The sequence below is a fragment of the Cellulomonas sp. P1_G12_2 genome, assembly GCF_056405535.1.
Genome location: NZ_JBFUBX010000013.1, coordinates 1 through 7174, shown reverse-complemented (window position 1 = coordinate 7174; position 7174 = coordinate 1). Strand labels below are relative to the sequence as shown.

Genomic DNA, 7174 nt, shown 5'->3' with positions numbered 1-7174 from the left:
GGTGTCGGCGTGCAGGCCGGAGACGAACACGATGCCGTCGACGTTGTGCTCCAGGAGCATCTCGACGTACTGGTCCTCGGTGGTGCCGCCGGGGGACTGGGTGCACAGCAGGGGGGTGTAGCCGCGTTCGGTGAGCATGGTCTCGATGACCTGGGCGAAGGCGGGGAAGACGGGGTTGGACAGCTCGGGGACCACGAGGCCGACCAGGCCGGCGGAGCGGGTGCGCAGCTTCTCGGGTCGTTCGTAGCCCAGGACGTCCAGGGCGGCCAGGACGGCTTGGCGTGCCTGGGCGGACACGCCGTGCTTGCCGTTCAGGACCCGGGACACCGTGGCCGTGCTGACGCCGGCCTGCTCGGCCAGATCCGTCAGACGGGTACGCACGATGGGCACGCTGGGGGCCACGTCACTCCTTTGTCCGGGTCGCAACCGACGCGAGAAGTCACGGGGTCGTCCCCGAGTCACGCTTCTGCAACGGTTCGCTGCAACTTACCGTAACGACTTGCAGCCGATGAGACAACGAGGTTACCGTCACGGCATCACGCCAGCGCCGGTCGATCGTCGGGATCTGCCGAGCGGCATTCTCACGATCTAGGAGACTCACGATGCGACGGAGCATCCCCCTCACCGCTGCGGCCCTGGGCATCACGCTCGCCCTCGCCGCCTGCTCCGGGTCGGGCGACCCGGCTGACACGGAGACCAGCGCCGGTACCGAGGCGACGGCCTCCGGCACGCTGACGATGTGGGTGGACGACACCCGCATCAACGAGATGGAGCCGGTCGTCGCCGCCTTCACCGAGGAGACCGGCGTCGAGGTCGAGCTCGTGCAGAAGGCCTCGGGCGACATCGGCAAGGACTTCGTCGCGCAGGTCCCGACGGGCGAGGGCCCGGACATCATCGTCTCCGCGCACGACGGTCTCGGCGAGTGGGTCAACAACGGCGTCGTGGCTCCGATCGAGCTGGGCGACAAGGCGGCGGACTTCTCCGACTCCGCCATCGCCGGCGTCACCTACGACGGCAAGATCTACGGCACGCCGATCTCCATCGAGAACATCGCGCTGGTCCGCAACAACGCGCTCCTCACGGAGACCACCGCGACCACGTTCGACGAGCTGATCGCCCAGGCCAAGGGCACGGGCACCCCGTTCTCCGTGCTGATCCAGCAGGGCGAGGCGTCCGACCCGTACCACCTGTACCCGCTGCAGACCTCGTTCGGCGCCCCGGTGTTCGAGCAGTCGGCCGACGGCTCCTACACCGACACCCTCGCGCTCGGCGGCCCCGCCGGTGACGCGTTCGCCGCGTACCTGGCCAAGCTGGGCACCGACAAGGTGCTCGACCTCGCGATCGACGGCGACAAGGCCAAGCAGGCGTTCCTCGACGGCCAGGCGCCGTACATGATCACCGGCCCGTGGAACACCTCGGCGTTCGCCGAGGCGGGCATGGACATCTCCGTGCTCCCCGTCCCGAGCGCCGGCGGCCAGCCCGCCCAGCCGTTCGTCGGGGTCCAGGGCGTGTTCATCTCGGCCAAGTCGGAGAACCCGGTCCTCGCCAACGAGCTCGTCGTGAACTACCTGACCACAGAGGCCGCTCAGGACATGCTGTTCGCAGAGGGTGGCCGCATGCCGGCCAACGCCGCCTCCGCCGCCAAGGTCGAGGACCCGATCCTCAAGGGCTTCAACGAGGCCGGCTCGACCGGCGCTCCCATGCCGGCCATCCCGGCCATGAGCACCGTGTGGGCCTTCTGGGGCGCCACCGAGGCGCAGATCATCAGCGGCCAGGCCGAGCCTGCCGGTGCCTGGAACACGATGGTGACCAACATCCAGGACGCCGTCGACAAGGTCTGACGGTCCAGGACGTCCCGTCGGGTGGCGCGCAGCCGCCCGGCGGGATGTCCTTGCCCTCGCCGCACCGTCGCGGCGATCCCTGCAGCAGTGACCCGCGTCCCGGAGGACCCGCATGACCGACCAGCAGACCGTGGCGCCCCCCGCCCCTCCGGAGGAACCCGGCGTCAGGTCGCCGCGGCGCTCCCGCGGCGACGGCTCCCACGCCCGGAACTTCTCGGCCGGCTTCGTCGCCAAGCTCGTGCTCGTCGCATTGGTCGACGCGCTCGGCGTCTACGGCATCCTGACCGCCCTGGCCGTGGAGTCGTGGGGCATCGTCGCGTTCCTCGCCGTGGCGCTCGTCGTCGTCAACTGGGTCTACTTCTCGCGCCGCGCCGTCCCCGGGAAGTACCTGATCCCGGGACTGCTCTTCCTGCTGGTCTACCAGCTGTTCGTCATGGCCTACACCGGCTACGTGGCGTTCACGAACTACGGCGACGGCCACAACTCGACCAAGTCCGACGCGATCGAGTCGATCGCGATCCAGACCGAGACCCGCGTCGAGGGCTCCCCGACGCTGCCGGTGACCGTGGTGCGCAGCGGCGACGAGCTCGGCTTCGCCATCGTGCAGGACGGCGAGGTGGAGGTCGGCACGGCCGAGGAGCCCTTCGCGCCCGTCGACGGCGCCTCGGTCGACGGTGACCGGGCCACCGCTGTCCCCGGCTGGGAGGTCCTCGGGTTCGCCGGGATCGCCGAGGACCAGGAGGCGATCACCGCCCTGCGCGTCCCGCTCTCCGACGACTCCGCCGACGGGTCGGTGCGCACCCAGGACGGCTCGACCGGCTACGTCTACCAGCCGACGCTGGTGTACGACCCCGAGACCGACACGTTCACCGACTCGGCGACCGGCGAGACGTACACCCCGTCGGACTCCGGCAACTTCGTCTCGGAGGACGGCGACCGGCTCACCCCGGGCTGGCGGGTCAGTGTCGGTTTCGACAACTTCACGCGCGTCTTCAACGACCCCCGGCTGACCGGGCCGTTCCTTCAGATCACCGCCTGGACGTTCGTGTTCGCCGCGTTGTCGGTGGCCACCACGTTCGCCCTCGGGCTGTTCCTGGCGATCGTGTTCAACGACCCGCGGGTCCGCGGCCGGAAGGTCTACCGGTCACTGCTGATCCTCCCGTACGCCTTCCCGGGGTTCCTCTCCGCGCTCGTCTGGAAGGGCATGCTCAACCCGAAGTTCGGCTACGTCAACGAGGTCCTGCTCGGGGGTGCGGACGTCCCGTGGCTCACGGATCCGTGGCTGGCCAAGGTGTCGATCCTCATGGTCAACCTCTGGCTGGGCTTCCCGTACATGTTCCTGGTCTGCACCGGCGCGCTGCAGTCGATCCCGGAGGACACCATCGAGGCCGCGCGCATCGACGGTGCCGGCAAGCTGCGCATCCTGCGCTCCATGACGCTGCCGCTGCTCATGATCTCGGTGGCGCCGCTGCTGATCTCCTCGTTCGCGTTCAACTTCAACAACTTCACGCTGATCTACATGCTGACCGGCGGCGGCCCCAACTTCGTCGGGACACCGGTCGTGGTGGGCCACACCGACATCCTCATCACGATGGTCTACTCCGTGGCCTTCGAGAGCGGCACCAAGCAGTACGGCCTGGCGAGCGCGCTGTCGATCCTGATCTTCCTGGTCGTCGGCCTCATCGCCTGGCTCGGCTTCCGCCGCACCCGCACCCTCGAGGAGATCTGAGATGGCTGACACCTCCGTGCAGCGTGACCTGCAGCTGCGTGGGCGGCGCTGGTGGCTCGAGGTCGGCTGGCGGCACGTCGTCGCCATCGTGACGATCGCGGCCTGCATCCTGCCGCTCCTCTATGTCCTGTCGGCGTCCCTGAACCCGGGCGGCACGCTGACCGGGTCGAACCAGCTCTTCCGCACGATCGACCTGGAGAACTACCGCGACCTGTGGGGCCGGGGGTACGGGAGCTGGTTCGTCAACTCCCTCGTCGTCAGCTCGGTCACCGCCGTGGGCACGGTGCTCATGGGAGGGGCGGCGGCGTACGCCTTCTCGCGGTTCCGGTTCCAGGGCCGACGCTCCAGCCTCACCGGCCTGCTGATCGTCCAGATCTTCCCGCAGATGCTCGCGTTCGTCGCGATCTTCCTGCTGCTGCTCTCGATCGGAGACGTGTTTCCCGTCCTCGGGCTGAACAGCCGGTTCGGCCTCATCGCGGTGTACCTGGGCGGCGCGCTCGGGGTGAACACGTTCCTCATGTACGGCTTCTTCAACACGGTGCCGCGGGAGCTGGACGAGGCGGCCAAGATCGACGGCGCCACGCACGCGCAGATCTTCTGGACGATCATCCTGCGGCTGGTCGCGCCGATCCTCGCCGTCGTCGGGCTGCTGTCGTTCATCGGGACGTTCGGTGAGTTCATCGTCGCGAAGGTGGTCCTGCAGCGGCCCGAGGAGTTCACGCTCGCCGTCGGGCTCTACTTCTGGGCGGCCGACGAGCGCACCGCGCGCTGGGGCCTGTTCGCCGCCGGTGCCGTGCTCGCGGCGATCCCCGTGATCCTGCTGTTCTTGTTCCTGCAGAAGTACATCGTCGCCGGCCTGACGGCAGGCTCGGTCAAGGGGTGACGTCGGTGCACCTGCTCGGCGTTCCCCACCACGACGGCTCGCCGCTCTACGCGCCGCCCGGGGCCGCCCTCGGTGAGCGGGTGCCCGTCCGGGTGCGCGTCCCTGCCGAGAACGCCGAGCGCGCGGTGTGGCTGCGCACGGTGCGGGACGGGGAGCCTCGGCTGGAGCAGGCGCGGCTCGACCGGGTCACCGAGCACGAGCGCTGGTACGTCGCCGACGTCCTGGTGCACAACCCGCTCACCAGCTACCGGTTCCTGCTCGACGAGCCGGGCGGCTACCGGTGGCTCAACGGCCGCGGGACGCACCGGCGCGACATCCCCGACGCCGGTGACTTCCGCCTCACCGTGCACGACCCCGCACCCGCGTGGCTCGACTCAGCGACGGTCTACCAGGTGTTCCCGGACCGGTTCGCCCGCTCCACCGGGCACCACGGCGCGCCAGTCGGCCCGGCACCGGACTGGGCGCGTCCGGTGCCCTGGGGCACGGAGCCGGCCGCCCTCGGCCGGGACACGTCGGCGCAGTGGTTCGGTGGCGACCTGCCGGGGATCGAGTCGCGGCTGGACCACCTGCAGCGCCTCGGCGTCGACACCCTGTACCTGACGCCCGTCTTCCCGGCCCGGTCCAACCACCGCTACGACGCCAGCACGTTCGACCACGTCGACCCGCTCCTCGGCGGCGACGCCGCGCTCGCGTCCCTGTCCGCCGCCCTGCACGGGCGCGGGATGCGGCTGGTCGGCGACCTCACCACCAACCACACCGGCGCCGGGCACGAGTGGTTCGTCCGCGCCCAGGCCGATCCGACGAGCGAGGAGGCCCGGTTCTACTACCGGACCGACGAGGAGCCGGGGTACGTCGGCTGGCTCGAGCACGCCTCCTTGCCGAAGCTCGACTGGTCCGCCCCCGGGCTCGCGGCGCGGATGGTCGACGGTCCCGACTCGGTGATCGCCCGGTGGATGCGCGAGCCGTTCGGCCTCGACGGCTGGCGGATCGACGTCGCCAACATGACCGGCCGCTACGGCAGCCAGGACCAGACCCACGAGGTCGCCCGGATGATCCGGGCCACGATGCGCGCGCACAACCCCGACGCCGTCCTCGTCTCGGAGCACTTCCACGACGCCAGCTCGGACATGGGCGTCGGCGGCTGGCACGTGAACATGAACTACTCGGCGTTCACGCGCCCCGTGTGGTCCTGGCTCGTGGAGCCGGACAGCAGCCTGCCGTTCATCGGGTTGCCGGTCCCCGTGCCCCGCCGCGGCGGGCGCACCATGGTCGACTCGATGCGGGACTTCGACGCGGCCGTTCCCTGGTCGGTCACGCGGCACCAGTGGAACATGCTGGCGTCGCACGACACCGCACGGCTGCGCACGGTCGTCGGTACCCGGGAGCGCGTCGAGGTGGCTGCGGCCATGCTCTTCACCTACCCGGGCACCCCCGTGGTGTTCGCGGGCGACGAGGGCGGCCTGACCGGGTCCAACGGGGAGCAGGCCCGCGCCAGCATGCCGTGGGACGACATCGACGCCGGCGGTGGCCCGCGCTGGGACGCCGCGACGTTCGACACCTACCGGCGTCTCGCCGCGCTGCGCCGCTCCTCGGGCGCCCTGCGCACGGGCGGCCTGCGCTGGGCGGTGGTCACGGACGACGCGGTGGCGTTCCTGCGCGAGACCGCCGACGAGCGAGTCCTCGTGCTCCTCGCGCGGGCGCCCTGGGCGGGTGCCGCGCTGCCCGGTCACCTCCTCGACGCCGGGTCGGCCGCGCAGAACCTGTACGGCGACGCCGACCTGCCCCTCGTCGACGGTGCGCTCATGCTGCCCGCGGACGGACCGGGCGTCCAGGTCTGGCGGCTCGCGTAGCCCCTCAGCTCGTGGGTGCGGCTCCGGTGGAGCCGCGGACGATGAGTTCGGGGTGGAACTTGAGCTCGGTGCGGGAGGCGGGGGTGCCGGTGATCTCGGCGACGAGGGCGGCGACGGCGGCGTGGCCCATGGCCAGGACGGGTTGGCGCACGGTGGTCAGGGGTGGGTCGGTGAACGCGATCAGGGGGGAGTCGTCGAAGCCGACGACCGACAGGTCGCCCGGCACGGTCAGTCCGCGGGAGCGCGCGGCGCGGATGGCTCCCAGGGCCATGAGGTCCGAGCCGCAGATGATCGCGGTGTGCCCGGTGGTGATCAGTTCGGAGGCGGCGGCCTGACCGCCTTCGACGGTGAACAGGGTGGTGACCACGTGCCCGTCGGGGTCGGTGATGCCGAGGTGGCGCTCCAGGTTGGTGGCGAACTCGTGGCGTTTGCGGGCGGCGGGCACGAAGCGTTCGGGGCCGATGGCCAGGCCGATGTTGCGGTGGCCCAGGGAGATCAGGTGGCGGAAGGCGATGTCCAGGGCGGCGGAGTCGTCGGTGGACACCGAGGGGGCGTCGACGCCGTCGGCGTGGCCGTTGACCAGCACGATCGGCATGCCGCGGCTGCGCAGCCGGTGGTAGCGCTCTTTGGAGGTGGTGGTGTCGGCGTGCAGGCCGGAGACGAACACGATGCCGTCGACGTTGTGCTCCAGGAGCATCTCGACGTACTGGTCCTCGGTGGTGCCGCCGGGGGACTGGGTGCACAGCAGGGGGGTGTAGCCGCGTTCGGTGAGCATGGTCTCGATGACCTGGGCGAAGGCGGGGAAGACGGGGTTGGACAGCTCGGGGACCACGAGGCCGACCAGGCCGGCGGAGCGGGTGCGCAGCTTCTC

6 protein-coding genes are annotated in these 7174 nt (G+C 70.6%); 4 read left to right on the top strand and 2 right to left on the bottom strand.

What is annotated here, in order from left to right; all coding sequences use genetic code 11:
* Positions 1–381, bottom strand: a 381-nt coding sequence (locus AC1DXT_RS20760; RefSeq protein ID WP_477063170.1) for a LacI family DNA-binding transcriptional regulator, incomplete at its 3' end; no start/stop codon positions are given.
* Positions 382–602: 221 nt separating this feature from the next.
* On the opposite strand from AC1DXT_RS20760, the gene AC1DXT_RS20755 reads away from it, so the two are divergent.
* The 4 genes from AC1DXT_RS20755 (at position 603) to AC1DXT_RS20740 (ending at position 6303) form a co-directional block, all read left to right on the top strand.
* Positions 603–1841, top strand: coding sequence for a sugar ABC transporter substrate-binding protein (locus AC1DXT_RS20755; RefSeq protein ID WP_477063169.1), 1239 nt, complete (start codon positions 603–605; stop codon positions 1839–1841).
* Positions 1842–1953: 112 nt separating this feature from the next.
* Positions 1954–3570: an ABC transporter permease subunit gene (locus AC1DXT_RS20750; protein ID WP_477063168.1), complete on the top strand. Its 1617-nt coding sequence runs from the start codon at positions 1954–1956 to the stop codon at positions 3568–3570.
* 1 nt (position 3571) lies between these two features.
* Positions 3572–4453 (top strand): sugar ABC transporter permease, encoded by an 882-nt coding sequence (locus AC1DXT_RS20745; RefSeq protein WP_477063167.1) that lies wholly within the window; start codon positions 3572–3574, stop codon positions 4451–4453.
* Positions 4454–4458: 5 nt separating this feature from the next.
* Positions 4459–6303, top strand: coding sequence for a glycoside hydrolase family 13 protein (locus tag AC1DXT_RS20740; protein ID WP_477063166.1), 1845 nt, complete (start codon positions 4459–4461; stop codon positions 6301–6303).
* 4 nt (positions 6304–6307) lie between these two features.
* Here the strand turns inward: AC1DXT_RS20740 and AC1DXT_RS20735 are convergent.
* Positions 6308–7174, bottom strand: an 867-nt coding sequence (locus AC1DXT_RS20735; protein ID WP_477063165.1) for a substrate-binding domain-containing protein, incomplete at its 5' end; no start/stop codon positions are given.

Coding starts and splice junctions, on each gene's coding strand:
- AC1DXT_RS20755 (WP_477063169.1), top strand. CDS start 603: ATGCGACGGAGCATCCCCCTCACCGCTGCGGCCCTGGGCATCACGCTC.
- AC1DXT_RS20750 (WP_477063168.1), top strand. CDS start 1,954: ATGACCGACCAGCAGACCGTGGCGCCCCCCGCCCCTCCGGAGGAACCC.
- AC1DXT_RS20745 (WP_477063167.1), top strand. CDS start 3,572: ATGGCTGACACCTCCGTGCAGCGTGACCTGCAGCTGCGTGGGCGGCGC.